The organism is Pseudoalteromonas sp. S408, from assembly GCF_005886645.1.
Classification (GTDB): Bacteria; Pseudomonadota; Gammaproteobacteria; order Enterobacterales; family Alteromonadaceae; genus Pseudoalteromonas.
The window spans coordinates 1-24,714 of sequence record NZ_PNDY01000038.1 but is presented as its reverse complement, the minus strand read 5'-3'; the positions used below and the strand labels follow the sequence as shown (position 1 = coordinate 24,714).

General features: G+C 39.6%; 26 protein-coding genes. 19 read left to right on the top strand and 7 right to left on the bottom strand.

Annotated features, from left to right (window positions below; translation table 11 throughout):
• Positions 1 to 511: 511 nt before the first annotated feature.
• The 3 genes from CWB62_RS18325 to hslR form a co-directional block, all read right to left on the bottom strand.
• The gene (locus CWB62_RS18325) at positions 512 to 2,050 is read right to left on the bottom strand and encodes a phosphoenolpyruvate carboxykinase (protein ID WP_138530748.1); all 1,539 of its coding nucleotides are present in this window, start codon (positions 2,048 to 2,050) and stop codon (positions 512 to 514) included.
• 265 nt (positions 2,051 to 2,315) lie between these two features.
• The gene (gene hslO, locus CWB62_RS18320; protein ID WP_058405244.1) at positions 2,316 to 3,161 is read right to left on the bottom strand and encodes an Hsp33 family molecular chaperone HslO; all 846 of its coding nucleotides are present in this window, start codon (positions 3,159 to 3,161) and stop codon (positions 2,316 to 2,318) included.
• A 12-nt stretch (positions 3,162 to 3,173) separates the two neighbouring features.
• On the bottom strand, positions 3,174 to 3,596 hold the full coding sequence (hslR, locus tag CWB62_RS18315; protein WP_058405243.1) for a ribosome-associated heat shock protein Hsp15: 423 nt from the start codon (positions 3,594 to 3,596) through the stop codon (positions 3,174 to 3,176).
• Between the two features lie 213 nt (positions 3,597 to 3,809).
• Between hslR and gspC the strand changes: the two genes are divergently transcribed.
• The 13 genes from gspC (at position 3,810) to CWB62_RS18250 (ending at position 15,784) form a co-directional block, all read left to right on the top strand.
• The gene (gspC, locus tag CWB62_RS18310) at positions 3,810 to 4,751 is read left to right on the top strand and encodes a type II secretion system protein GspC (RefSeq protein ID WP_058405242.1); all 942 of its coding nucleotides are present in this window, start codon (positions 3,810 to 3,812) and stop codon (positions 4,749 to 4,751) included.
• A gap of 23 nt (positions 4,752 to 4,774) precedes the next feature.
• The gene (gene gspD / locus CWB62_RS18305; RefSeq protein ID WP_058552112.1) at positions 4,775 to 6,838 is read left to right on the top strand and encodes a type II secretion system secretin GspD; all 2,064 of its coding nucleotides are present in this window, start codon (positions 4,775 to 4,777) and stop codon (positions 6,836 to 6,838) included.
• Complete coding sequence (gene gspE, locus CWB62_RS18300; protein WP_138530750.1) at positions 6,831 to 8,396, top strand: type II secretion system ATPase GspE; 1,566 nt, start codon at positions 6,831 to 6,833, stop codon at positions 8,394 to 8,396. Before gspD ends, gspE begins: the two co-directional genes overlap by 8 nt.
• Before the next feature lie 2 nt (positions 8,397 to 8,398).
• Positions 8,399 to 9,634: a type II secretion system inner membrane protein GspF gene (gspF, locus tag CWB62_RS18295; protein ID WP_006794633.1), complete on the top strand. Its 1,236-nt coding sequence runs from the start codon at positions 8,399 to 8,401 to the stop codon at positions 9,632 to 9,634.
• 78 nt (positions 9,635 to 9,712) lie between these two features.
• On the top strand, positions 9,713 to 10,135 hold the full coding sequence (gspG, locus tag CWB62_RS18290) for a type II secretion system major pseudopilin GspG (protein WP_006794634.1): 423 nt from the start codon (positions 9,713 to 9,715) through the stop codon (positions 10,133 to 10,135).
• Between the two features lie 49 nt (positions 10,136 to 10,184).
• Complete coding sequence (locus tag CWB62_RS18285) at positions 10,185 to 10,769, top strand: prepilin-type N-terminal cleavage/methylation domain-containing protein (protein ID WP_058405238.1); 585 nt, start codon at positions 10,185 to 10,187, stop codon at positions 10,767 to 10,769.
• Positions 10,769 to 11,143 carry a type II secretion system minor pseudopilin GspI gene (gene gspI, locus CWB62_RS18280; RefSeq protein ID WP_138530753.1) on the top strand — a complete coding sequence of 125 codons (375 nt, stop codon included), beginning with the start codon at positions 10,769 to 10,771 and terminating at the stop codon, positions 11,141 to 11,143. The genes CWB62_RS18285 and gspI overlap by 1 nt, the downstream gene beginning before the upstream one ends.
• Positions 11,144 to 11,758: a type II secretion system minor pseudopilin GspJ gene (gene gspJ / locus CWB62_RS18275; protein ID WP_138530755.1), complete on the top strand. Its 615-nt coding sequence runs from the start codon at positions 11,144 to 11,146 to the stop codon at positions 11,756 to 11,758.
• Entirely contained in the window at positions 11,751 to 12,737 is a 987-nt protein-coding gene (gene gspK, locus CWB62_RS18270; RefSeq protein ID WP_058405235.1) for a type II secretion system minor pseudopilin GspK, read from the top strand. Before gspJ ends, gspK begins: the two co-directional genes overlap by 8 nt.
• On the top strand, positions 12,734 to 13,942 hold the full coding sequence (gene gspL / locus CWB62_RS18265; protein WP_058405234.1) for a type II secretion system protein GspL: 1,209 nt from the start codon (positions 12,734 to 12,736) through the stop codon (positions 13,940 to 13,942). The genes gspK and gspL overlap by 4 nt, the downstream gene beginning before the upstream one ends.
• Entirely contained in the window at positions 13,939 to 14,412 is a 474-nt protein-coding gene (locus CWB62_RS18260; protein ID WP_058405233.1) for a type II secretion system protein M, read from the top strand. The genes gspL and CWB62_RS18260 overlap by 4 nt, the downstream gene beginning before the upstream one ends.
• 3 nt (positions 14,413 to 14,415) lie before the next feature.
• A complete protein-coding gene (locus CWB62_RS18255) occupies positions 14,416 to 15,174 on the top strand; it encodes a type II secretion system protein N (protein ID WP_058405232.1) in 759 nt (252 codons plus the stop codon).
• Between the two features lie 22 nt (positions 15,175 to 15,196).
• Positions 15,197 to 15,784: a UPF0149 family protein gene (locus CWB62_RS18250; protein ID WP_138530757.1), complete on the top strand. Its 588-nt coding sequence runs from the start codon at positions 15,197 to 15,199 to the stop codon at positions 15,782 to 15,784.
• A 40-nt stretch (positions 15,785 to 15,824) separates the two neighbouring features.
• Here the strand turns inward: CWB62_RS18250 and CWB62_RS18245 are convergent, their stop codons facing one another.
• Positions 15,825 to 16,031 (bottom strand): hypothetical protein, encoded by a 207-nt coding sequence (locus tag CWB62_RS18245; RefSeq protein WP_138530759.1) that lies wholly within the window; start codon positions 16,029 to 16,031, stop codon positions 15,825 to 15,827.
• Entirely contained in the window at positions 16,031 to 16,390 is a 360-nt protein-coding gene (locus CWB62_RS18240; RefSeq protein ID WP_138530762.1) for a hypothetical protein, read from the bottom strand. The genes CWB62_RS18245 and CWB62_RS18240 overlap by 1 nt, the downstream gene beginning before the upstream one ends.
• Positions 16,391 to 16,679: 289 nt before the next feature.
• On the opposite strand from CWB62_RS18240, the gene ccoG reads away from it, so the two are divergent.
• The 4 genes from ccoG to CWB62_RS18220 all read left to right on the top strand — a co-directional run bounded on the left by ccoG (position 16,680) and on the right by CWB62_RS18220 (position 20,475).
• On the top strand, positions 16,680 to 18,110 hold the full coding sequence (ccoG, locus tag CWB62_RS18235; RefSeq protein WP_138530764.1) for a cytochrome c oxidase accessory protein CcoG: 1,431 nt from the start codon (positions 16,680 to 16,682) through the stop codon (positions 18,108 to 18,110).
• 77 nt (positions 18,111 to 18,187) lie between these two features.
• The gene (locus CWB62_RS18230; RefSeq protein WP_138530766.1) at positions 18,188 to 19,162 is read left to right on the top strand and encodes a serine/threonine protein kinase; all 975 of its coding nucleotides are present in this window, start codon (positions 18,188 to 18,190) and stop codon (positions 19,160 to 19,162) included.
• Between the two features lie 34 nt (positions 19,163 to 19,196).
• The gene (locus tag CWB62_RS18225) at positions 19,197 to 19,820 is read left to right on the top strand and encodes a thiol:disulfide interchange protein DsbA/DsbL (protein ID WP_058405226.1); all 624 of its coding nucleotides are present in this window, start codon (positions 19,197 to 19,199) and stop codon (positions 19,818 to 19,820) included.
• Between the two features lie 16 nt (positions 19,821 to 19,836).
• Positions 19,837 to 20,475, top strand: a complete 639-nt coding sequence (locus tag CWB62_RS18220) for a thiol:disulfide interchange protein DsbA/DsbL (RefSeq protein ID WP_058405225.1) — start codon at positions 19,837 to 19,839, stop codon at positions 20,473 to 20,475.
• A gap of 60 nt (positions 20,476 to 20,535) precedes the next feature.
• On the opposite strand, the gene trmA is transcribed toward CWB62_RS18220, so the two are convergent.
• The gene (gene trmA / locus CWB62_RS18215; protein WP_138530768.1) at positions 20,536 to 21,633 is read right to left on the bottom strand and encodes a tRNA (uridine(54)-C5)-methyltransferase TrmA; all 1,098 of its coding nucleotides are present in this window, start codon (positions 21,631 to 21,633) and stop codon (positions 20,536 to 20,538) included.
• Between the two features lie 162 nt (positions 21,634 to 21,795).
• Here trmA and CWB62_RS18210 point away from each other — a divergent pair, with 162 nt between their 5' ends.
• A complete protein-coding gene (locus tag CWB62_RS18210) occupies positions 21,796 to 22,923 on the top strand; it encodes a DUF5610 domain-containing protein (RefSeq protein WP_138530770.1) in 1,128 nt (375 codons plus the stop codon).
• A gap of 77 nt (positions 22,924 to 23,000) precedes the next feature.
• Entirely contained in the window at positions 23,001 to 23,801 is an 801-nt protein-coding gene (gene murI, locus CWB62_RS18205) for a glutamate racemase (RefSeq protein ID WP_138530772.1), read from the top strand.
• Here the strand turns inward: murI and CWB62_RS18200 are convergent.
• Positions 23,764 to 24,243 (bottom strand): RNA recognition motif domain-containing protein, encoded by a 480-nt coding sequence (locus tag CWB62_RS18200; protein ID WP_058405221.1) that lies wholly within the window; start codon positions 24,241 to 24,243, stop codon positions 23,764 to 23,766. The genes murI and CWB62_RS18200 overlap by 38 nt on opposite strands.
• Between the last annotated feature and the right edge of the window lie 471 nt (positions 24,244 to 24,714).

Genomic DNA, 24,714 nt, shown 5'->3' with positions numbered 1-24,714 from the left:
AGTGTTTTGGCTATCGAATGCATTGAGCGATGATAGTGCAGCACTTCATTGTGACTCTCCACCGCGGTGGGTATCACAACATTCTGCTGCGTAGCGCACCGACTTCAAATACAAGAAAGCCCGACTCTAAAGAGCCGGGCTTTTTTACGTCTATAAAAAAGTATAATATTCAGCACTTTCTTCTCTTAAGCGAAGCGCCTCTTTGTGAACATTGTTCTAGTGATCTAATAGATTACCCGATGATAGCGCAGAATTAGCTATGCGGATCTTTAGCGCAGGGTACAACGTCATTGCTATAAGCTGCTCACCTACTTTAAATGGAAGAAAATTCGACTCGAAAGAGTAATACTTTATATGTCTGAGATCCTCAACAGTCTGGCTTGTGGTTGTGGGAGTGTTCTATGCTATGTATTCGGTTATTTATCAAAGAAACTTAGTCGCTGAGGTAAACATTAGAATCAAAAACGCCAACTCAAGGTTGGCGTTTTAATTATGAGGCTAAAGGTGAATTTTAAGCTTTAGGGCCTGCATTTTTAATGTCGTCAGATACGTCGTATTTCGCAAAGTTTTCTGAAAAGTCAGCAGCCAATTTCGCTGCATATTCATTATACTTAGCCTTATCTTCCCATGTATTTATAGGATTTAGAAGGTTGCTATCAACACCTGGAACTGTAACGGGTACGTCTAGGTTCAACGCATCTATATGTTGAGTCTCAACACCGGCCAATTTACCAGACACTATGGCGTCAATTACAGCACGTGTAGTTGGTATATCAAAGCGCTTGCCGATACCGTAAGGACCGCCAGTCCAGCCAGTATTCACTAGGTAAACTTTAGCACCAAACTCACGAACACGTTTCATAAGAAGTTCTGCGTATACACCTGCAGGACGCGGGAAGAACGGTGCCCCAAAACAGGTTGAGAATGTAGATTCTATATCGCTTGTTGAACCGATTTCAGTTGAACCTACTTTTGCTGTATATCCGCTTAAGAAGTGGTACGCGGCGGCTTCTTCACTTAGTACAGATACAGGAGGTAATACGCCACTTACATCGCATGTTAAAAATACAACAGCTTTCGGCTCGCCAGCACGGTTTTCTACTTTACGTTTTTCAACATGTTCTAACGGATAAGCTGCGCGGCTATTTTGAGTTAAGCTTGTATCATTAAAGTCTGGCACACCTTTATCATCAAGTACCACGTTTTCTAATATAGTGCCAAAGCGGATTGCATCCCAAATAACAGGTTCATTCTTTTGTGAAAGGTCGATACATTTTGCGTAACAGCCGCCTTCGATGTTGAATACGCTCCCAGGTGCCCAACCATGCTCATCATCACCGATTAGAAAGCGAGTTGGGTCAGCTGATAACGTTGTTTTACCAGTACCCGATAAACCGAAGAATAATGCTGTGTCGCCAGCTTCACCAACGTTAGCCGAACAGTGCATTGGTAATACACCTTTAGCTGGTAATAAGAAGTTTTGAACTGAGAACATCGATTTTTTCATTTCACCGGCGTAGCGCATACCCGCAAGCAATACTTTACGTTGTGCAAAGTTAATAATTACGGTGCCATCGCTATTAGTACCATCACGCTCTGGCTCACATACAAACGAAGGTACGTTCATCACTTGCCACTGCGGTAAGTTTGAAGCGTTATAGTTTTTAGGTTCAATAAACATGTTTTTGGCAAAAATATGATGCCATGCAGTTTCTGTTGTAACAACTACAGGTAAATAATGCTCTGGGTCTGCGCCAACTTCTAGGTGAGAGGTGAAGTGGTCATTACTTTGCACATGTGCTTCTACGCGTGCCCACAAAGCATCAAATTTGTCAGCATCAAAAGGACGGTTTACATTGCCCCATTGAATTTCATTTTGTGTTGTCGCTTCTTGTACAATAAAACGATCTCGAGGTGAACGACCAGTTCGTTTTCCTGTAATTGCTACGAAAGCACCATTTGCGGCTAGAGTTCCTTCGCCACGGCGGATCGCATGCTCGACAAGTTCAGCTGCGGTTAAATCGACAAAACGTGTAGCGCTTGTAATCATGTTTATACCTAACTATGTGTGAGAGTTTGAACGGGATAGCTCTGGGTAAATAGTGCCCTTTAGCTGTAATGATAGTAACAGAAGGTTTTGAGATATTCGAGCCTGTAAAGCCTCTAAAAACACATATATTTGCAAAAAAACATGAATAATTTCAATGATACCGGTGTCATTAAATGTCACTTTTTATGACACCGGTATCATCTTTTTATAATATAAAACCGCATATTTTACGGCTTTATACAGTCGGATTAGCTGAGATGGGTTTTTAATTAAAAATGCTTTTAATGTCTTGCTCATTAAACGCATATTCTTTTAAGCAGTAATGGCAGTTAATATTAACGCTGCCGTTTTTTGCTACATCATCGAGCAGTTCTTGTTGTCCTACATTAACCAATGCGGTGATTGTTTTATCACGACTACAGCCACATTTGAAACGTATGCTTTGCGGTTCAAAAACGCGTGGGTTATCTTCATGATACAAACGAGTTAAAATTGTATTTGCATCAAGGTTTAATAACTCTTCATCTTTTATCGTATTACTAAGTGCTTCTAAGTGGGCAAAATCTTCAATCGACTTTTGTTTATCAACAGGCAGTACCTGTAAAAATAAACCACATGCTTTGGCGCTGCCTTCGGTTGTATTAGTCGCAAACCATAAACGAGTTTTTAATTGCTCTGATTGCTCAAAGTAACTTTCAATACATTCGCTAAGCGTGTCGTGTTCCAAAGGGACTATACCTTGGTAGCGTTCACCTTTGTCTGGGGTAATAGTAATAACCATATAGCCATTGCCGATTAATTCTTTGACGGTACTGCCTGTCACCTCACTTTGTAGACGAGCAATGCCACGCATATTTTGTTTATCGTCACCATTTATTACTGCATATTTAACTGGTCCGTCGCCTTGAAGTTGCACGGCTATCTCGCCTTCAAATTTTAATGTAGCTGTCAGTAAGCAAGTGGCAACTAATAGCTCACCTAGTAATGCTTTTACAGGGGCGGGGTAATTATGGTTGGCAATCATTTCATTGTAGGCACTCTCGATTTGAACGAGTTCGCCACGAACATCTAGTTCGTTGAATAAATAACGGTGAAGTAAATCTTGTTGCATGAGCGGCTATACCTAACTTAATTTCATTTTTAAAAGTTCGCGTCTTTGCTTTTTATCGGGTTTTTTATCCGGATGAGGCGCAAAAAAACTGTTATTTTTACGTGCGATGCTGTTTTCTTCGCGTTTAGCAATACTGGCATCAGATTCTTGGTACAAGGTCTGAGCAATGGGGGCGCTTTGTCGTTTTTCAAGCACTTTGATGATAGTCACTATCTTTTCATCTACACCTTGAGCGAGTTTCACTACCGCACCAACCTCGACTATTTTGCTCGCCTTTGTTCGTTGTCCATTATAATGCACTTTACCACCTTGTACCATTTCCCTTGCTATAGCACGTGTTTTATAAAAGCGGGCTGCCCACAACCATTTATCTAATCGAACTTTTAGATTATCTATGAGGTCAGAGTCTTTATTACTATTGCTTTTTTTACTCATAACGTATTTGTACCTGCAGTAATTTATTATCTAAAATTTACCACGAAATCTATCTAGGATGAAGGTATTACAGTGGGTGTTGCTTTTTTGTTCAAGTAAATAGAAGTTATTCATTCTGTTTACAAAGTTTAATATTAGTGTGCTTGTTGAATGAAAAATGAAAGGGTACTATGGGGACGCGCTTACGCAGTAAATTAAAAAAGAACACTATTTATGGAACAGCAAATTCAACGACTAAAACACATTTTAACTCGATTGCCGCATGCTAAATTAAGTGCATTAGTCACGCTATTAGTTGTTGTTTACCTTGCATTTTTGTTATCAAAACTGGTTTGGCTATTATGGCCTAAACCTCAAATAACTTTACTTACCCCCACTCAGTTTACAGCACAGTCATCGGGAGCAAGTAATAATTCTGCGCAACGTATTGTTGAACAGTTTTTGTTTGGTAAAAAAACGGTAACAAACAGCGCTAATACTGCAAAACAATCACAAGTTATTAATAATGCCCCTGAAACACGTTTAAGTATTAACTTAACAGGCATAGTGGCTGTAAGTAATGATGATAAAGCAGGCGTTGCAATTATTGAATCACAGGGCAAGCAGGTTAGTTACCTTGTAGATGAAGTTGTATCTGGGACGCGCGCAAAAGTAGCTCAAATACTTCCTGACCGTGTCATTTTAAGTGTAAATGCTCGTTTTGAAACGCTAATGCTTGATGGACTTGATTTCACCAAAACAGTCTCTATGCCGGTGCTCGCTGCAAAAGATGAGCAAGAAATGGGGCCGCAACGATTAGAAGAAAGTGAAGAACTAATAAATGCGACTGCAGACCCAGAAGTAAAAGAAGCCATTATAGAAACACGTGAAGAATTATTAGAAGAACCCGGTAAGCTTTTTGATTACATACGTGTATCTCAAGCAATGAGTGACGGTGAGCTAATTGGTTATCGCTTAAGTCCGGGAAAAGAGCCTGCACTATTTAAGCAAATGGGATTAAAAAATAACGATCTAGCTGTTTCTATTAACGGCTATCAACTAACAGATTTAAAACAGGCCATGTCAGCCATTAATGAGCTGCGCAATAGCACCGATGCTACTATCACTATTGAGCGTGATGGTGAGCAAATAGATGTGCAATTTAGCCTGCAATAACTTAGCTTTGGAGTTTTAACATAATGGTTCAGGTGCTACACCTCACAAAAATTAAAAAAGGGTTAGCTAAGTACGCAGCACTTTTTTTGGCGGCAAGTATATCTTTGTCTGTTTCTGCAGTTGAATATGCAGCAAATTTTAAGGGTACTGATATCAACGAGTTTATTAATATTGTTGGTAAAAACCTTAATAAAACGGTGATTATAGATCCTAACGTGCGTGGCAAAGTGAATGTACGTAGCTATGAGTTAATGGATGAAGATCTTTACTATCAATTCTTTTTAAATGTATTAGAAGTTTACGGCTATTCAGCTGTTGAAATGGATAATGGCATTATTAAAGTAGAAAAAAGCTCTGATGCTAAAAAGTCAAATGTTCCCCTAATTACCGAAAACAGTTCTGCATCGGGCGATATGATGATTACCCGCGTTGTACGCGTAAAAAATGTAAGCGTGCAAGAGCTCGGACCATTAGTTCGTCAATTTAGCGATCAGAAAGACGGCGGGCACGTTGCTAACTTTAACGCTGCAAACGTAATGATGTTGACTGGTCATGCTGCGTCAGTAAACCGCTTAGTAGAAATTATTCGTTCAGTTGACCAAGCAGGTGATAAGCGTGTTGATATTGTAAAGCTTAAATACGCAACGGCTGATGACGTAGTCTCTGTAGTAGAAAATATCTACAAAGACAGCGGTAAAGGGAGTGTCCCTGAATTTTTGATTCCTAAAGTCGTAGCCGACGGCCGTACCAACAGTGTAATTGTAAGTGGTGAAGGGCAAGCCCGCACACGTGCAATTGAGTTAATTAAGCGCCTTGATGGTGAGCTTGAAAGCCAAGGTAACACTAAAGTATTTTATTTAAATTACGCCAAATCGGAAGACTTAGTTAAGGTACTTCAGGGTGTAAGTAAAACGTTAACCGAGGAAGCTCAAGGTAGCGCAACTAAAACGCGTTCGCGTAGTAACAACGAAACTAGCATTGAGGCACACCCAGAGTCTAATTCATTAATTATCACAGCACAGCCCGATACTATGCGTTCATTAGAGTCCGTTATTGAACGATTAGATATCCGTCGTGCACAAGTATTAGTTGAAGCCATTATCATTGAAGTGATGGAAGGCGATGGCGTTAACTTAGGCTTGCAATGGATTTCAGAGCAAGGCGGCATGCTGCAATTTAATAATGGTACAACGGTACCTGTTGGGTCGTTAGCTGTTGCAGCAGAACAGGCTGCAGATCAAACAGTAACTAAAACAATTATAGGTACAGAGTCTGGCACGGTTACACCTTACACAGAAACGACAGAGGGTGACTACGGTCCGCTTGCATCATTACTTAGTGGTATTAATGGTTTAGCACTGGGCGTTGTAAAAAACGACTGGGGCGCAATTATTCAGGCTGTAGCAACCGACACTAACTCAAATATTTTGGCAACGCCTTCAATTACCACCATGGATAACGAAGAAGCCTCTATTTTAGTGGGTCAAGAAGTACCTATTATTACCGGATCTCAAACGGGCACTAACAATAGCAACCCATTTCAAACGGTTGAGCGTCAAGAAGTGGGTATTAAACTTATTGTAACGCCACAAATTAACGATGGCTCAGCGGTACAGCTTACCATTGAGCAAGAAGTATCAAGCGTAAGCGGTGCAACCGCGGTTGATATCTCAGTGAACAAACGCGCTATTAAAACAACGGTTATTGCTGATGATGGTGGGATGGTTGTTTTAGGTGGTTTAATCGATGAAGACGTTCAAGAAAGTGTGTCTAAAGTTCCATTATTAGGAGATATTCCTGTATTAGGGCACTTATTTAGATCAACAAACACAACTCGTCGTAAGCGCAACTTAATCGTGTTTATCCGCCCTACGATCATCCGTGATGGGGTGAGCATGAATAAGTTAAGTTTTAACAAATATAACTTTATCCGTGGTGAACAGACTAAGCAGCAGGAAGATGGTATTGATTTAATGCCAATGACCGATACTCCTGTATTGCCTGAGTGGAATGATGAGTTAGTACTTCCGCCAACTTATGAAGAGCATTTACGTAAACAAAATGCACAAGAGCGTAAAGATGACTAATGCGATACAAGAGATAAACCAAGACGTGGTTCATCCTAATACGCATAGTACAGATGAACTATTAGCTGATGATGTACTCGTTGAGTTGCCAGCAAAACGTTTACCGTTTTCATACGCACGACGTGCGGGTGTTTTACTCAGTAAATACCAAGAGCAAACGACGGTATACTACCGCGGTGACCTTAATTTAGATGTATTGTTAGAAGTTCGCCGAATTGCAGGTCATGGTTTTAAATTAGAGCCACTTGATGATGATAAATTTGAACTTTTACTTGAGTCATCCTACCAACGCGATAGCTCTGAAACGCAGCAAATGATGGAAGATATTGGCAACGAAGTTGATCTGTTTTCTTTAGCGGATGAACTCCCGCAAACTGAAGACTTATTAGCTGGCGATGATGATGCGCCTATTATTAAGCTCATTAATGCCATGCTTAGCGAGGCAATAAAAGAGGGCGCGTCAGATATTCATATTGAAACGTTCGAGCAAGAGCTTGTTATTCGTTTTAGGGTTGATGGCGTTTTAAAAGAAGTATTAAAACCGAACCGTAAACTGGCTTCATTGCTTGTTTCACGTATTAAGGTAATGGCAAAACTCGATATAGCTGAAAAACGTATTCCGCAAGATGGCCGTATTAGCCTGCGTATTGCAGGGCGTGCAGTAGACGTGCGTGTATCAACTATGCCATCAAGCTTTGGTGAGCGAGTAGTATTGCGTTTACTTGATAAAAACAATGCCCGCCTAAACCTTGAAGATTTAGGTATGACATCAAAAAACCGTGAGTTGTTTGCTGACCTAATTAGCAAGCCACACGGTATTATTTTGGTAACAGGGCCAACGGGGTCTGGTAAAAGTACCACGCTATATGCGGGCATGAGCCAAATAAACTCGCGCGATCGTAATATCCTGACAGTTGAAGATCCTATTGAATATGAGATCCCAGGCATTGGTCAAACGCAAGTAAATACAAAAGTAGATATGACATTTGCAAGAGGGTTACGTGCTATTCTGCGTCAAGATCCCGATGTGGTAATGGTGGGGGAAATACGTGACCTTGAAACTGCCCAAATAGGTGTTCAAGCATCGCTTACTGGTCACTTAGTTATGTCTACACTGCATACAAATACAGCCTCAGGTGCCATTACTCGAATGGAAGATATGGGTGTTGAACCGTTTTTGCTTTCTTCATCGCTATTAGGGGTTTTATCTCAGCGCTTAGTGCGTACGTTGTGCAATAGCTGTAAAGAAGGGCATGTGGCAGACGAACGTGAATGTCAGCTTTTAGGTGTACCATTTGAGAGTAAGCCAACAATTTACCGTGCGGTAGGCTGTGAAGAATGTAACTTTAATGGTTATAAAGGCCGTACTGGTATACACGAGTTACTTGTTGTAGATGAAACAATTCGAGAAATGATCCACAACGGTAAAGGCGAACAAAGCGTAGAGAAATACATTCGTAAACATAGTCCAAGTATTCGTCAAGATGGCTGCAGCCGTGTGCTTGCAGGTAAAACCACGCTTGAAGAAGTGCTGCGTGTTACCCGTGAGGAAGGCTAATAATGGCTGCGTTTGAATATCGCGCATTAGATGGTCGCGGCAAAGAAAAAAAAGGCATTTTAGAAGCCGATACAGCCAAACAAGTTCGTCAGCTTCTTCGTGATAAAAGCTTAACCCCTTTAGAGGTTGTGCCTGCGGCTCAAAGCGATAAACAGGTAAAGGGTGAAAAAGCCCCTTTATTTGGTAGCCTTTTTAAGCCAAGTATTTCTACTTCTGAGCTTGCGCTTATCACACGCCAGTTAGCAACATTAATTCAGTCAGCATTACCGGTTGAAGGCGCGGTTATGGCAGTGGCTGAGCAGTGTGAAAAACCACGTTTAAAACGTATGTTAATGTCGGTTCGTTCAAAAGTTGTTGAGGGTTATACCCTTGCAGATGGTATGAGTGAGTTTCCTCATGTGTTTGACGACTTATATCGTTCAATGGTGGCTGCGGGGGAAAAATCAGGACATCTTGATCAAGTACTTAATCGCTTAGCCGATTACACCGAGCAGCGTCAGCATATGCGTAGTCAAATAACGCAGGCTATGGTTTACCCAACTATTTTAGTTATTTTTGCCATTGGTATCGTGTCGGTATTATTAGGTACTGTGGTTCCAAAAATACTAAAAACCTTTGAAAAAACTAAACAAGTATTACCTTGGACCACCGAGTGGGTAATGGCTGGGAGCCATTTTGTACAAAATTACTGGTTTATTAGCTTACTGGCTATCACTGGCATTGCGATTGGCATTAAGTACGCATTAAAAAAACCACAAGTGCGCTTTTGGTGGGACGACCGTGTGCTGCATATGCCGGGCATTGGTAAGGTGGCTCGCGGTATCAATACCGCTCGCTTTGCTCGTACGTTAAGTATTTTATCTTCAAGCTCTGTGCCATTACTTGAAGGAATGCGCATTTCTGGCGATGTACTCGTAAACGAAAAAATTAAAAAGTCGGTAGCCGATGCAGCTGATAGAGTAAGTGAAGGGGCTAGTCTTAGAGCCGCTTTGCAACAAACTAAACTGTTTCCGCCGATGATGCTACATATGATCGCCAGCGGTGAAAAATCAGGTGAATTAGAACAAATGCTAGAGCGCGCAGCGAATAACCAAGACCGTGAATTTGAAAGCATGGTTAATGTATCGCTTAAGTTATTAGAGCCTGCAATGATAGCGTCCATGGCTGTTATCGTTTTATTTATTGTGATGGCCATTTTGCAACCTATCATGGCAATGAACAAAGCGGTTGGGCTCTAAATTTAAATAGTTTTTATATATTAATGGTTTTACCTAAACCATTTTTGTTTAGTGTTTTTAGAATAATGAGGTAATTACGTGAACAAACAATCAGGTTTTTCTTTACTAGAAGTAATGGTGGTACTGGTTATCATCGGGATGATTATGTCTATTGTTGCGCCAAATATCATGGGTCAACAAGAAGAGGCTGCTATTGATAAAGCGCATTTAGATATTCAGCAGCTTGAAGATGCGATGAGCTTATACAAGCTTAAAAATAAAAGTTACCCAAGCACAGAGCAAGGCCTAGAAGCGTTAGTGACTAAAACGTCTATAGAGCCTGTTCCTAAGCGTTTTCCAGATGGCGGCTTTATCAGCGAATTACCAGAAGATCCATGGGGCAATACGTACTTACTAATAAGCCCAGGTGAAATTGGTAAATTTGATATTTTCTCTATGGGGCCAGATGGCGAAGTCGGTACTGATGACGACATTGGTAACTGGGATGAAGAAAAGCAGTAATGCGTCAAGTTACTGAGCTTACCCTAAATATACTTTTTGAAGGCTTACTATGAACGTAGGTCTTCAATCAATACATAAAAAAAAGGGCTTTAGCTTAATCGAGATTTTAGTTGTATTAGTGGTTATCGCTTTTGCAACAAAAATGGTGGTATACAGTTTAGACGGCGGCGCCGAAGATGAGTTAGATACTCAAGCGCTTAGGTTGCATACCACCATTAATATGGCTTCAGAATTTGCAATTTTGAATCAGGTAGAACTTGGTTTATTGGTTGAAAAAAACACGTTAGAGTACTTAGTGTTTGATGGTGAAAAATGGGTCACTTTTGACAGAGAAGAGTTATTTAAACCCATAGAGTTAGAACCGCGATTAAAGCTCACCCTTAACTTAGAGGATCTCGCATGGGCTCAAGATAACCTTCTTGAACAGTCTAATTGGCGAGAGCTTATGAGTGGTGGTGAAGAAGATAGCCTACTCGAGCTTAAAAAACTCAAAATACCTCAAGTACTTATTTTATCGTCGGGTGAGGTAAGCGCATTTCAGCTAATACTTGAGTTAAAAGAGCAAAGTGACCCTGTTTATTTTATTGAGGGTGAATTTACAGCACCAGTGAAGTTAAGAAGAGAGCCAGAGTAATGATATTTAATAAAGGCTTTACCTTACTGGAAGTGCTTGTTGCTTTGAGCATTTGTGCAATGGCAGGTATTGCTGCAATGCAAGCGACCGGCGAGCATATTCACCACTTAACAACCATTGAAGAGCAAACATATGCTTCTTGGGTTGCCGAAAATGTCATTATTGAACAGCGCGTTAAAGGCGAGCAATGGCAAGGTAAAAACAACTTACGTGGTAGTGAAGTAATGGGGGGGGGTGAATGGTTTTGGCAACAAGAGGTTATTCCTACCGCCGATAAAAGTTTTGTTAAATTAACAATAAATGTATTTATCGATGAAAAATACGAACAATCAGTCTATGAGCTATCAACGTATTTAAATAAGGGTAAAAAGTAAGTGAAACAGCGCGGATTTACATTACTAGAAGTAATGGTTGCTCTGGGGATTTTAGCTTTCGTTGTTATTTCTACACATCAAATATTAGATAGCACAACCAAGGCAAAAGACGCGTCGGACGAAAAAATAGCGGAGCTGAATGGTTTGCAAACAACGTTTAGGCTTATGGATCAAGATTTTAGCCAAATGACTAAACGTGCGGTAAGAAACGAGTCTGGTGACGTACAAGAATACTATTTATTAGCGGGGCGTTATGTGCTTGAAAGTCAATATGACGGCATTGTATTTGTAAGAGACGGTTGGATAAACCCAATAAATTTACTGCCTCGGTCTGAGTTACAGGCTGTTGGGTACAGAGTGATGGATGATAACCTTGAGCGTGTATACCGTGTGTACGTTGACCAGCTTGATAATATGGAGCCACGCGTACAGCAAGTGTTAGAAAACGTCGAAGAACTTAAGTTTGAATTTTTAGACAGTGACAATAAATGGCAAGAACAATGGGAAGTAAAAGCGTTGCCAAAAGCCGTTGCGGTTACCTTACAGCAAATAGAGGCTGAACCTATTCGTCGTGTATTTTTAGTTCCTGGTCAGGGAAGTAAAAATAATGGGTAACCAGTCATCGCGTGGTGCAGCACTCGTTATTGTATTATTTATTGTTGCATTGGCTGCTATTTTAGCCGTAGAAATGAGTGCTAATTTAATGGTACAAGTGCAAAAAAGTACTAATTTACAAGGGCATCAACAAGCAAAATGGTATGCTTATGGCGCTGAAGAATTGGCGATTAAAGGGCTTATTCAAAGCAAGAAAGATGATCCAGATAAAACAACGCTTGACCAAGTATGGGCAACACAAGGTAATGCAGCATACCCAGTTGATAACGGCACATTAAGTGGTTCAATTACTGATTTGCAGTCATGCTTGAATTTAAATGCACTGGCGGTTGAACCCGATACAAATAGCGCTGATAAAACAAACCCTGCACACAAAGCGCTGTTTGCCTTGCTCGAAAATATAGAAGATTTACCTGCGGATGAATCAGAAGAGGCAATGGCCGACAGCGTATTCGATTGGCTTGATGAAAATAGCATTACTTATCGTTCAGGTGCTGAAGAAGGAGAGTATTTATCTCGCAAGTTTCCATATATGACTGCAAATAGTTTATTTGCATCACCATCGGAGCTTCGCTTGGTAAAAGGCTTTAACCCACTAGTAATGGAAAAAGTACTGCCTTATGTATGTGTTATTCCTGGTAGCACTCAGCTTTTAATTAATATTAATACAATTGCACCAGAACAGGCTTTATTACTAAGCGCGCTGATGGATAATTTAAGTTTGTCGGCTGCAGAGGCTGTCATTGCAGCAAGACCCCAAACAGGTTTTGATTCTTTAGAAGAGTTTTTTGAACAAGTACAGCAACAAGGCGGTACAAACACTGAGTCAGTAAAAGACTTATTTAGTATTAAAAGTGAATATTTTAAATTACAAACGCAGGCAAACTTTGTAGAACTGCGTTTTTCGATGACCACATTACTGCACGCCAAAGATGGCGACGTAACGATACTGGCGCGAAAATTTGGAGGCGTACAGTGACAGAAATATTGTTGATCCGTACGGGTCAAACCCAACAAGAACGATTAAATTGGCTTGTATATTCACCACAAGAACAAGAAATAATAGCCAGTGGTGAGCTACCAAGTGCAAGCAATTTAAATGAATTAAGTGAAAAAGCAGCCAACAGAGAAGTGGTTGTTTTATTGCCAAGCGATCAGGTGCAATTAAAAACGGTAACACTACCAACAAAGTGGAATCGTAAGTTAGAGCAAGCACTCCCTTACATGCTTGAAGAAGATATAGCCTGCGATGTAGACGATTTGTATATAGCCATAGGCGAAGCAACCATGGTTGGCGAGCAACATGCTATCCAGGTTGCGATGACCGATCGCGACTGGTTTGAGCAATGGCTCGCTTTATTTTCAGAGCATGGACTGTCTGTTTATAAAATATTGCCAGATGCATTGCTGTTACCGCCTGTAGGTGAGGGAGAGGCAAGTGCGATAGAGCTCAATCAGCAGTGGTTGTTTAAGCAAGGGACATGGCATATTAGTGCGGTTGAATCGAGCTGGCTATCAGGTTATTTAACTGCGTTAGGTAACCCTGAAATCAAGCATTTTAGTCCTGCAGAAAACTTCCCAGAGGGAACTAATTTACAAGCACAAACAAGTCAGTATGACCTCCCGTTAGCTTTATTTGCTAAGCAATTAAATAGCGTTAAATTTAATCTTCGCCAAGGTATTTACCAACTTAAAAAGAAGAGTGCACTTTGGTGGGGTTACTGGAAAGGCGCGGCGATATTTACAGCTGTTGCACTGGGTTCTACGTTAGTTATAAAGGCAATTGAGTTACAACAACTTAATTCTCAAGTCGATATAGCAAAAAACCAAGTGATTGAGCGATACCAAGCAGCATTCCCCAGTTCTAAAGTGCATCCTAATTTGATAAAAAATCAGATTAAAGGCGCGTTAGACCGGATACAAGGCTCTGATGAATCTGGCTTTTTAGAGCTTACTACTAATTTAGTTGATGTATTTTCGCAGGTGAATGAGTTCACACCAGAGACCTTACGTTACGATAAGCGCAGAAATGAGTTACGTATTCGCGCACGTGCTAAAGATTTTCAAACCTTTGGTAAAGTAAAAACCATACTCGAACAGCAAGGCTTAACAGTAGAGCAAGGCTCTTTAAATAACGACGGTGATTTTGTGGTCGGTGAAATTAAACTGCGAGGTGCTGCATGAAAACACAAGCGATAAAATACTGGCGTTCTTTAAAAGAACAAGAGCAGCAACTTATTATGGTTGCAGGTGGTATATTTGTTATTTTTGTTCTTGTGATGGGGATATTTAGGCCATTGAATAATGCCATAACAAAAGCAGAGCAATCGCAAATTAAGCAACAGGCTTTACTTGTGTGGGTTGACGAAAGCATAGTAAAGCTAAAAGCAGCGGGTAATACGCGTGTTGCGAGTAATCAAAATTTAAGTCAAGTGGTTAATGCTACCCGTAGCCGTTATCAAATCAACATCAGTAAAATGCAGCCTAGTGATGGTTCACTGCGATTAACGCTCGACTCAGTAGAGTTTAATAAATTAGTAGAGTGGCTCGATGAATTAGTGAATCAACATGGTTTAAAAATCGAAAATTTAGATTTAAGCCGCGACGATAAATCGGGTTATGTACGAGTAAGCCGTTTAGTATTAGAGAATTAATAAATGAAAAGAATAATTACATTATCGGCTGTTTTTTTAATTAGTTTTATTGTGTTTTGTATCATTAAATTACCCGCTACTATCGCGCTTGATTTAGCAAAACCATATCTTCCTAAGCAGTTGGAAGTAGGGCCTGCTGTTGGCACTGTATGGCAAGGCCAATTAATGCAAGTTCGTTTTGATGGCGAACAGTTAAATAATGTGCGCTGGGATATTGCTGGCTGGGCATTATTTACTGGCAATTTAAATACTAATATAAAGTTTGGAAATGCTCGCGAACGTACTGATATATCGGGGTATGCACATGTCAGCTATGGATTGTTTAATCACACCGTAAAAGTAACGAATGGTCTAGTACGCTCAACGGTAGAGCGAGCAATGCAACGAGTTCAGTTACCTTTGCCTGTTACGGCAAAAGGGCGTGTAATACTGGAACTTGATGAATACACCTCAGGTGCTCCTTACTGTGAGTCATTAAAGGGTGAAATAGCGAGTCCTAATATCGATGTGCAAGGTTTAAATGGTTGGTTTAATATAGGGCCTCTGGCCGGCAATTTAAGTTGTAAGTCGGGTGATGTGGCAATATTAATCGACCCTGACAACACCCTTGGGCTTGAAGCCGATGCCACTCTCAAAGCTAACTTTGACTTTAGCGTGGCAGGGTATGTAAAACCAGATGCTAGCTTACCAAAAGATGTTCACGATGCGGTTAAGTTTTTAGGCCGACCAGATAGCCAAGGTCGTTACCCGCTCAATTTTTAATGTTTTGATATAAAGAGTTTTAATGCAACTACCGCAATTTACTGAGCTGCATGCTAAGCAGCTCAGCACATTTTTAAATACACAACCTCACGCCATGACCCTTGAACAAAGCCAAGGTTATTTGTTTGGTGTTATATGTTCACCCGACCCTCTTGATGTACACGAATGGGTTGATGTGATACTCAATAATTCTGCAGACGAATTAGATGAAGAAACACTGTTTTTATTTATGGCGCTTTACCATCAAATAAGTGAGCAAGTGTTTGAAGTAGGGTATAAACTGCCATCACAGTACGACAATGCATTTTGCTCGCACTGGAGCCAAGGCTTTTTAACAGCAAGTAATGCTTACACGCAAAAGCTGTTAACATCACCGCAGTTAGATGCACAGTACAAAGAGGCCTTAGAAACCGCACAAGCAACCCTCAGCTTTTTTGCATTAGATCCACAGCTTATCGCGCAAATCGCATCGCAAAATTCAATGAACACAATGCAGTTGTGTGAGCAACAATATGACCTTATGGGAGATTTTGCACTTGGTTTTGCAGAGCTTGTAGAAATAGTAGCACTTAATAGTGGTTTGTATAACGATGAAGGCTGGGACGAGTAGTTAGCGTTAAACGTTTTAATATTGGCGCTTTAGTTATTAGTTAAGCGCCAAGTTCTAAAATAATATCTGTGCAGCCTTGCTTGCACTTTACTGCGCCTTTACCCACTTCGCTGGTGGCTAAATCGAGTGTGAGCACCGAATTACACTTTTCGCATTTTAGTGTTTTACCTTTCGCTAACTGTTTCAGCATATTACGTTGCTTGTGAAACGAATCACTGGTTTTTTTGTTTAAGTTAGAAAAGTCCATTATTTAGCCCGCTTTTGTTCGAGTGATTCAGACACTATTTTACACACTGTATTTAAGCGGTCAGCGTAGAAGTAAAGGTTTAAGTCACGTTCGCGACAGTAGCGTAAATTAAATAGCTGAACCGCGTCATCAGTGGTAAACGTTTTTTCTACATACTCTTTTTCAGAGCCTGAGAGTGTGAGCTCATTACTAATTCTGTTTTTTGCTAAATTAGCAGCAGGGCTTCTATTTACTTTACTTGCATTACTTAAAAAACCAACACCTTCCCCTAATAGCTTCTCGCGTGGTTCTTTTATAAGTGGATGATCAATGGTAAAAAACGCAAGGATCACAATGATCAATATAATAAACTTCTTCATGGATACGTAAACCTTGATCTAAATAGGGTTGAATAATCAAGCAGTGTAATAAACTGCCCTTTAAAAGCAAGTAACTGAGATGAATAAATTAGTAGCAATCAATACCAGTAATTTTAGCCAATATTGGTATAATAACTACCAGAAGTTAGATATTTCTGAAATATCTGAAAGTATTTAATTTATGATTCATTAAACTAGTCTTACTTAGCAAGTTACTTGCTACACTATGAGTATAGAGCATTTGATTAGTGCTCAGCTTTTATTTTCCAAGCGGTGTTGAGGAACTTCGATGGACAAACAGATTAAAGTAAAAAACATTCCTGTTGAGGTAAAAATTCAAAAGCCGGATTTAAGCCGTCAAGATGATAGATTTAACCCCCGTAACCGCATTTATGTTAGAGCTGTAAAAGGTCTTCACCAATTATTAAGACAACGTATTGGTTTTTTAGGCATGCTCGCATTTATGGTTTTGCCATGGATAAACTTTAACGGCCAGCAAGCCGTGCTATTTGATTTAATAGCACAAAAATACAATATTTTTGGTCTAACTTTATGGCCTCAAGACTTCACCATACTGGCGTTTATATTCATGCTGGCGGCTTTTGCGCTGTTTTTGGTAACTACATTTTATGGACGAGTCTGGTGCGGATATACTTGTCCTCAAACGGTATGGACCTTCATTTTTATTTGGTTTGAAGAAAAACTTGAAGGCACAGCAAATCAACGTAAAAAGCTTGATCAACGCCCTATGGATTTTGACAAGTTCTGGCGAAAAACGGCTAAGCATTCTAGCTGGGTGTTGTTTTCTTTGTATACCTCTATTTCGTTTGTTGGTTACTTTACACCGATAAGTGAGCTACTCCCTGATTTTATAACCTTTAATGTTGGCGGTTATGCACTAGTAAGTATTTTAGTGTTTGCTGTGTGCACTTATGGTAACGCCGGCTGGATGCGCGAAATTATGTGTTTGCATATTTGCCCTTACTCGCGTTTTCAGTCGGCAATGTTTGACAAAGATACCTACACAGTAACCTATGATGAAAGCCGAGGTGAAAGCCGTGGTCCTCGCTCACGCAAGGTCGCCCATGAAGATTTAGAAATTGGCGACTGTATTGACTGTAACTTATGTGTACAAGTGTGTCCTACAGGTATTGATATAAGAAATGGCTTACAAGCTGAGTGTATTAATTGTGGTGCGTGTATTGATGCGTGTGACGGCGTAATGGACAAAATGGAGTATCCGCGCGGTTTAATTTCATATACCACAGAACGTAACCTTGAAACGCCAGAAAATAAAACCAACCCTTTACGAGCTAAAATTATTGGTTATACGGTCATATTGGTGCTGCTCACTGGCGCACTTGTTACAAATATTGCACTGCGTAAACCTATGGACTTTGATATTATCCGTGACCGAAATCAGCTATATCGTGTCGACTTTAATGGCTTGGTTGAAAACACATATACCTTAAAGGTAATCAATAAGGCGCAGTATGAGCAAACCTTTAATATTAAAGTTATAGGGCTAGAAAACTTTAAATACATAGGTAAGCAGGTATTCACGGTTCAAGCAGGGCAATCTCACAATGAACCTTTGTCACTCGTTATGGATCCTTATGATTTAAAATTGCCTATAACAGAGTTTAATTTTGTGCTGTCACCAGTTAACGAACCGGATGAAACGATATCGCAATCGAGTAATTTTTTTAGAGCGCGATAAGTCGCACTTTCTAATTCGGTGCATATAGCCAATAACAAAAGCGGGTTTAGCCCGCTTTTAATTTATATAAGAAGAGTATGAGCAAATTTAGCTTTATAGATTTAACCCCAGATTTAATACTCGATGCGATAGAAACCATAGGCATTTATCCTGAGTCTGGGTTATTAGCGCTTAACAGTTATGAAAATAGAGTTTATCAATTCAAGGCTGAAGACGGTCTTCGTTACGTCGTAAAGTTTTATCGTCCCGAGCGCTGGAGTAAAGCACAAATTCAAGAAGAACATGACTTTGCTTTTGAATTGGCTGACGCTGAAGTACCCGTTGTAGCCCCTGTTTTACATAACGGACAAAGCTTGTTTGAACACCAGGGTTATATGTTTGTGGTTTTTCCAAGTGTGGGTGGGCGATTATTTGAAGTAGATAATTTAGATCAGCTTGATGTTATGGGACGTTTGATTGGTCGAATGCACCAAGTATCTAAAACAAAACCATTTACTTACAGACCAACAATAAGCTGTGATGAGTATTTACATACAGCTAAAGTTCATCTTCAAAAAAGTAACTTAGTGCCAATGGGATTAAGCACTGCTTTTTATACTATTTTAGATTTGGTAATTGAGCAGACACAAAAGCAGTATCAAGAAACAAATAGTATTCGCTTACATGGAGATTGCCACGCAGGCAATATATTATGGGCCGGCGATGCGTTAATGTTCGTGGATTTAGACGATAGTCGCCAGGGACCTGCGATTCAAGATTTATGGATGATGCTAAGTGGCGACAGGCCAACGCAACTGTTACAGTTAGACACCTTAGTTGGGGCGTATGAAGAATTCTGTGATTTTGACCACGCTCAACTCAAATTAATTGAACCGCTGCGAGCAATGCGTATTATTCATTATATGGGATGGGTTGCAAAAAGGTGGAGCGATCCTGCTTTCGTGCGGAACTTTTCATGGTTTGCTGATGACAAATACTGGGAGCAACAAATTTTAGCGCTTAAAGAACAACTTGCAGCTCTGCAGGAACCGCCGTTAAAATTATTGCCGTAAATTATTATTTAATGACGAGTACAACGAGATACTAATGCTTAAAAAATTAAAACTGAGCCTACTTCTTTTATGTTTACCATTTGCAGCCTTTGCTGCACAGTTTGAGGCTAATAACCAATACACTATTATTAAAACTGAAAAAAGCACAACACCCCAAGTAACAGAGTTCTTTTCATTTTATTGTCCGCACTGTTTTAAATTTGAACCAGTGGCTAAAGCAATTGAAAAAAAACTGCCGGAAGGTACTGAGTTTGTTAAAAGCCACGTTAACTTTTTAGGTGGTGTATCTCCACAAGCACAAAGTAACTTAAGCTTTGCTTACTTAATTGCCAAACAACAAGGCCAAGCACAAAATATAGCTGACCAAATTTTTAGAAGCATTCATATTCAAGGTGTGCCTTTAACAGAAGTTAAAGATCTTAAAAAGCTGTTGGAAGTTAACGGGATAGATAGCGACACTTTTGACCAAGCTATTGCAAGCATGCCAATTATTGCCGCAGAACAAGCAATGCAAGACAAACAAAATAAATATTCAAAATTAGGTGCATTAACTGGCGTACCTACTTTTATCGTTAACGATAAATACAAAATCAACATTAACACCATAAAAAACCAACAAGAACTTGATGAGTTAATTGCGTTTTTATTAGCATTATAAATTTTGGAGTATAAGTATGATTAAACTACTTAAAGCAGGGTTACTTGCATTAGTATTACCACTGGCAGCAACGAGCTTTGCGGCGACCTATGAAGAAGGCGTTCATTACGATGTTATTTCTGAACGCGCTACTAAAAAGCCAGAAGTAAAAGAGTTTTTCTCTTTTTACTGCCCGGCGTGTAATAACTACGAGTCATTGATCAGCGAATTTAAGCCTAAACTTGATAAAAATGTTAAGTTTAAAAAGAGTCACGTTGACTTTGTGGGTGTTCGTAACCCAGAAAACCAACAAATGATGAGCCAAGCATTAGCCACTGCAGAAGTACTTCCGCAAAAAGAAAAAATTATTGCAGCTATTTTTAATCATATTCACACAAAACGCGCTAAATTTAACGAATTAGCTGACGTAAAAGATGTGTTCGTTGCGCAAGGTGTTGATGGCGATAAATTTGATAAGTTATTTAAAAGCTTTTCGGTTCGTACATTAAGCTCTAAGATGAAACGCGACCAAGAGTACTTTAAAGAAAAAGGCGCCCTTCGTGGTGTTCCAACATTTATTGTAAACGGTAAGTATAAATTAAACTTAGGCCGTGAATCAGGTGTTACGGCACCTGAAGATATCAGCAAGTTAATTAATTACTTGGCAAGTAAGTAAAAGAATACAAAAAAGCTCCTTTATAGGAGCTTTTTTGTGCCTATAAGTTTTTACTCACCGTTATTTTTTCTGCAAATACACACCTGATTCTATATGATGTGTATAAGGGAACTGATCAAATATCGCAAAGCGCTTGACGTTATGAGTACGCGTTAAATGATCTAGATCGCGTTCCAGTGTGTCAGGGTTGCACGATATGTAAATAATATTTTCGTAGTTAGCCACTAAATCACAGGTCAATTCATCCATACCAGCGCGTGGCGGGTCGACTAAGATGGTTTGGCAATTGTAACTTTTTAAATCAATGCCATCTAGACGAGAAAAAGTACGTTCTCCATTCATCGCTTGAGTAAACTCTTCGCTCGACATACGTATAATATCGAGATTATCTACATTGTTCTTCTCGATATTGTATTGAGCAGAGTAAACAGATGACTTAGATATCTCAGTTGCGAGTACTTTATTAAAAGAGCCAGCTAGTGCAATAGAAAAGTTACCATTACCGCAGTAAAGCTCTAGTAAATCATTTTTAAGTGGTTTACATAAACCTTGTGCCCACTCAAGCATGCTTATATTTACTTTCGCATTAGGTTGCGTAAAGCTATTCTCTACTTGTTGGTAAACGAGTTCTTGGCCATTTACAGTTAATCGCTCTGTTACAAAGTCATCACCTAGCATTTCTTTTTGCTTACGTGCTCGGCCAATAAAGTCTATCTTATATTTTTCACTCAGCTTTGCCTTAAGCGCTTTAATTTCACGTAGCCATTCATCATCAAGCGGCTTGTGGTAAAGCAAGCTCACTAAAATTTCACCGCTGAGTGTAGACAGGTAATCTATTTGAAAAAGCTTTCGGCGTAAAACCTCACATGGCTTAAGGTTTTCAATCATTACTTGCATTATTTCACCAACAAGCGGTGCTGCAGGGTCAAACGTATCCACGCGTATTTTTTCTTTAGTTTGCTGATCGAACATTATATGAAACAGATCGTCTCCATCATGCCATACTCTAAACTCGGCACGTTGGCGGTAGTTAATTGGCTCCGAGCTAAACACTTCTAGCTGCTCCACACCAAAACGTTGAAACTGTGAAGTTATACGCTGTTCTTTTTCACTTAACTGCGCTTGGTACTGTGTGGTATCTATTTTAATAACTGCCATTCGCGTTATTGCCTTATCTAAGATCTGTTTATCGGCGCTATTGTAGGGAGCGGTTCGCATTTGTCTAGTTTTGGCAAGAATAAATGATGTTTTTTTACGCGGTTTACTTTAGTTTTTTATGCTCTGGCCGATAATAAAGTACGCACGCTCAGGAGACGAATCATGAAAATAGGCAACTATGGGTTTATACCAAGCCAGAATATAAACAAATTCAATAACAAAGCTGATGTACAACAACCTACCATCACGTCTCCGCAAGACAGTTATCAGCAACGAGGCAAAGAGTTGGCTGCTAAAGTCTTAGGCGATAAAATGGCAGAGCAGCTTGGTTTACCTGTTCAAGAAAAAAAGGCAGAAAAACCCCTTTTTGATTTTGAAGAAATTGTTAAAAATGTACTCGACTTTGTCACTGGCGCCGTTAATAAAGCAAAAGCTGATGGTGCCGATGACGATAAATTAAAAGGTATGTTAAGTGATGCCCGTAAGGGGGTTCAAATAGGTATTGATGACGCTGTTGATGAGCTCAAAGAGTCTGGCGTGCTAAACGATGAAACCCAAGAGGGGATCAATAAATCAAAAGAAGGCATTTTCAATGGCCTTGATGAGTTTGAAGATAATTTGTTCAACCCAATGCCCGCCAGTGTGGGGGTAACACAAGCACAGTATGCCAGTTTAAGTAATAATGCTCAGTACAGCTTTACAACCGCAGAAGGCGATGAAGTAACAATTAGTTTTGCCGATGCGTTTAAATCTCAGTCTGCTAGCAGTTATCAACGTGGTAAGGGAGGAGAGGCATTCGTAAGTGAATCATCACAATCGAGGGAGCTTTCATTTTCAATGTCAGTTAACGGCGACCTTAATGATAAAGAGCAAGAAGCAATTAATGAGTTGATGGAAAACCTACAAAACGTAAGTAAAACTTTTTTTAGCGGTGATTTAGATCAGGCATTTGAAGAAGCGCAAGAGCTTAGTTTAGGCAATGAGCAACTAGTTGCATTTTCAATGGACTTACGACAAACCAAAACGGTTGCTGCAATAAAAGGTTACGAAGAAAATAAACCGGCCCCAGAAAAAGTAATTGCAGATAAAATAGCGCCTTTTAATGATGATCTACGAGAGGCATTTTCTAAAGCCGCCGAGTTAGATATTCAAAATCAGTTATCAGGCATCATGCAATGGCTCAATGAGGACCAAAGTGAGATAGATAAGCTGGTTGATTATACAAAAGCTATGTTTGAAAACCTTAATAAGTTAAATAGCGCGGCAAAGCAAACAGCAGACGAAGTTTAGCCTTAACCTTAAACTACTTTCTTTTGCAAAAATCACATGGCAAACTGCCGTTCTAATCTAATTATAGGAACGGTCGTTTGTCAGCGCATATAATGGTTTTTGATTCAGGGATTGGTGGCACAACAGTACTTGAACATATAAAGCAACGTATCCCGAATGCTCAATATAGCTATTTCATGGATAATGCTTTCTTACCTTATGGGGCTCAGACACAACAAACAATTATTAATCGTTTGTGTTCGCTTATTCATTTTATTAAGTTAAACAAGCTAAACGTCGATTTAATTGTTATAGCGTGCAACACGGCATCTACGTCTGCATTAAGTGCCGTACGCAAAATTACAGATATACCCATTGTTGGTGTTGTACCAGCGATAAAACCCGCAGCAGAATTAACTCATTCAAATCACATTGCTTTACTGGCAACACCAGCCACAATAGCGAGTTCATATACAAAAACACTAATAGCGCAGCATGCCAGTAATGTAATCGTTAACTTATATAGTAGTGTTGAGTTGGTAAACCTTGCGGAACAGCTTTTTTTCAATGACTGCTTAGATACAATTAAATTGCATGCAGTGCTTGAAGATTTGAATATTGAAAAGCAAGTAGACGTACTTATATTAGGATGTACACACTTTCCCATACTTGCAAAACAAATTTGTGAATACTTTGAAAATAGTATTCAGCTGGTGGACTCCGGCGTAGCAATAGCAAGTAGGGTCAGTTATTTATTAGACGAATTAGGTTTATTAGCACAAAATATATCAGATATAAAAAAGCCGCTGCAATACTATGCAACGGCTAATGTGTTCAGTGATAAACTGGCGGTTAAGCTAGTTACACTGATTGATCCGCCTGAGTTCGAAGCGCGTTAGCATCATCTTCTTGTTTTTGTTTTGCTTCACGTACTTTTAAAGTTCGTTGTTGAAACTCACTATCGTTCAAGTTAGCAATAGCATTGTCTGCGTCAGCTTGCGCCATTTCAACAAAACCAAAGCCACGACGTTTGCCTGTATTTTTATCCTTTAATAGACGAACGTTGAATACTTTACCTTGCTCTTCAAACAAAGCACGAACCACACCTTCGTTTGCACGGTAAGGAAGGTTACCAACGTAAAGTGTTTTAGTCTTCACTTCGGCCTCTTCTAAAACGTCAGACGACATAGCAGCAATAATTAGCCCACCTACTAACAGGCCAACAGCAAATACAATTGCAGGGTCAAGTTCTAAGCTTCCGAGTGCGAACTTAACAATAACAAAACCAACTACAGCAATAACAACAGAAAAGACAAAAGATTTTTGATCGGGTAATTTCATTTTAGATCTACCAATAAACAGGAAATAAACATTAATTTAACATTGTGAACTTTCTATCTTAACGTCTTAAACGAACTTAGCAATGATATTTATATGAAATTATAAAGAGCAGTGTAAAAAAACATCAATTTAAGCGTGTTTTAACATGGTTTTTTGTACTTTTGTTCTAATTTTGTTCGAACAGTGAAAAGATCTAAAAAAAGTGTTGATCTGTTTTTGGATCTCCCTATAATGCGACCCCACTGAGACGGGAAACGCCGAAGCATAGCAAAGCAACACCGGTTCAGAGAGTTAAGTAAAACTTCAGTTTTAAATCATCGAAAGAAAGTTTAAAACAAAGTATTGACTCGAAAAATAAAGGATGTATTATACGCATCCCTAGCGACAACGTCGCAACGTTCTTTAACAATATAAAGCAATCATCTGTGTGGGCACTCGTACAGATTGAGTTCTAACAGCCAAGCTACTTCG

Excerpts from the sequence above, each read along its gene's own strand:
- CWB62_RS18325 (WP_138530748.1), bottom strand. The coding sequence starts at position 2,050 with ATGATTACAAGCGCTACACGTTTTGTCGATTTAACCGCAGCTGAACTT.
- hslO (WP_058405244.1), bottom strand. The coding sequence starts at position 3,161 with ATGCAACAAGATTTACTTCACCGTTATTTATTCAACGAACTAGATGTT.
- hslR (WP_058405243.1), bottom strand. The coding sequence starts at position 3,596 with ATGAGTAAAAAAAGCAATAGTAATAAAGACTCTGACCTCATAGATAAT.
- gspC (WP_058405242.1), top strand. The coding sequence starts at position 3,810 with ATGGAACAGCAAATTCAACGACTAAAACACATTTTAACTCGATTGCCG.
- gspD (WP_058552112.1), top strand. The coding sequence starts at position 4,775 with ATGGTTCAGGTGCTACACCTCACAAAAATTAAAAAAGGGTTAGCTAAG.
- gspE (WP_138530750.1), top strand. The coding sequence starts at position 6,831 with ATGACTAATGCGATACAAGAGATAAACCAAGACGTGGTTCATCCTAAT.
- gspF (WP_006794633.1), top strand. The coding sequence starts at position 8,399 with ATGGCTGCGTTTGAATATCGCGCATTAGATGGTCGCGGCAAAGAAAAA.
- CWB62_RS18285 (WP_058405238.1), top strand. The coding sequence starts at position 10,185 with ATGAACGTAGGTCTTCAATCAATACATAAAAAAAAGGGCTTTAGCTTA.
- gspI (WP_138530753.1), top strand. The coding sequence starts at position 10,769 with ATGATATTTAATAAAGGCTTTACCTTACTGGAAGTGCTTGTTGCTTTG.
- gspK (WP_058405235.1), top strand. The coding sequence starts at position 11,751 with ATGGGTAACCAGTCATCGCGTGGTGCAGCACTCGTTATTGTATTATTT.
- CWB62_RS18260 (WP_058405233.1), top strand. The coding sequence starts at position 13,939 with ATGAAAACACAAGCGATAAAATACTGGCGTTCTTTAAAAGAACAAGAG.
- CWB62_RS18255 (WP_058405232.1), top strand. The coding sequence starts at position 14,416 with ATGAAAAGAATAATTACATTATCGGCTGTTTTTTTAATTAGTTTTATT.
- CWB62_RS18250 (WP_138530757.1), top strand. The coding sequence starts at position 15,197 with ATGCAACTACCGCAATTTACTGAGCTGCATGCTAAGCAGCTCAGCACA.
- CWB62_RS18245 (WP_138530759.1), bottom strand. The coding sequence starts at position 16,031 with ATGGACTTTTCTAACTTAAACAAAAAAACCAGTGATTCGTTTCACAAG.
- CWB62_RS18240 (WP_138530762.1), bottom strand. The coding sequence starts at position 16,390 with ATGAAGAAGTTTATTATATTGATCATTGTGATCCTTGCGTTTTTTACC.
- ccoG (WP_138530764.1), top strand. The coding sequence starts at position 16,680 with ATGGACAAACAGATTAAAGTAAAAAACATTCCTGTTGAGGTAAAAATT.
- CWB62_RS18230 (WP_138530766.1), top strand. The coding sequence starts at position 18,188 with ATGAGCAAATTTAGCTTTATAGATTTAACCCCAGATTTAATACTCGAT.
- CWB62_RS18225 (WP_058405226.1), top strand. The coding sequence starts at position 19,197 with ATGCTTAAAAAATTAAAACTGAGCCTACTTCTTTTATGTTTACCATTT.
- CWB62_RS18220 (WP_058405225.1), top strand. The coding sequence starts at position 19,837 with ATGATTAAACTACTTAAAGCAGGGTTACTTGCATTAGTATTACCACTG.
- trmA (WP_138530768.1), bottom strand. The coding sequence starts at position 21,633 with ATGGCAGTTATTAAAATAGATACCACACAGTACCAAGCGCAGTTAAGT.
- CWB62_RS18210 (WP_138530770.1), top strand. The coding sequence starts at position 21,796 with ATGAAAATAGGCAACTATGGGTTTATACCAAGCCAGAATATAAACAAA.
- CWB62_RS18200 (WP_058405221.1), bottom strand. The coding sequence starts at position 24,243 with ATGAAATTACCCGATCAAAAATCTTTTGTCTTTTCTGTTGTTATTGCT.